Raw genomic sequence first — 827 nt, 5'->3', positions numbered from 1 at the left:
CATGGGATCCGTACTATCAAAAAGTCGCTCAACAACCACACAGGATCAATGTAGAGAAAGCCCTACAATTTCACACATTAGCAGAGAAAATTGCCGTTGACGCTGGCTGCGGTACAGGGAGAGACTCCAATTTTCTTCTCGCACAAGGCTTTCGTGTTCACGCATTCGACAACAACTCAGATGCAATAAAAACCTGTGAGACGCGTTTTTCTGAACAGTCGAACTTCTCCATCTCGCAAGCGTGTTTCAGCGATTTTGATTACCCTAAGTGCACCCTATTTATTGCTAGCGCCAGCCTGTTCTTTTGCCCAAAAGCGCACTTTGAAAACGTGTGGAATCAAATCGATTCTTCTTTGCCATCAGGTGGTGTTTTCTGCGGAGACTTTTTAGGCGTGAACGATTCTTGGGTTGATTCAAACTCGCATGCTCATCTAACCTCACTCACTCGCCAGCAAGTCGAGCAATGTTTTGAAGGCTATGACATCGTCTCCATGCATGAAAGAGATGAAGATGGCACCACCATAGTCGGGACGCCTAAACATTGGCATGTATTCAGCGTCACGGCAGTGAAACGTTAATCTGAACGCAGGAATAAAAACAAAAACAGCACCAAACTCGGTGCTGTTTTTTAGTCACTCAACGCTGATTATTCAAATGGATAAACCACTTTAAAGTGTTCTAGAACCAGCAAACGTTGCTCATGCCAATCGATGTTCAACTCATCGCACTCGGCTTTAAAAAATGCAGCATGTGCGTCACGCCACCAGTTCAACGTTCTATCACCTTCGCCTTCTGCGTAGGCAAACTCTGTGGTGACTTCATCATAT

Annotated in this window: 2 protein-coding genes; one reads left to right on the top strand and one right to left on the bottom strand. The window is 45.1% G+C overall.

Going from position 1 to position 827, the window contains the following annotated elements; genetic code table 11:
- Positions 1 to 578: class I SAM-dependent methyltransferase (locus R7044_RS24805; RefSeq protein ID WP_225455947.1), on the top strand; the 578-nt coding region annotated here is incomplete at its 5' end.
- 68 nt (positions 579 to 646) lie between these two features.
- On the opposite strand, the gene R7044_RS24800 is transcribed toward R7044_RS24805, so the two are convergent.
- On the bottom strand, positions 647 to 827 hold a 181-nt coding region (locus R7044_RS24800), incomplete at its 5' end, for an ASCH domain-containing protein (RefSeq protein ID WP_225455946.1).

This window comes from Vibrio sp. 1402 (assembly GCF_033340275.1).
The sequence above is the reverse complement of the archived record's forward strand: the minus strand, read 5'-3'. Positions and strand labels throughout refer to the sequence as shown.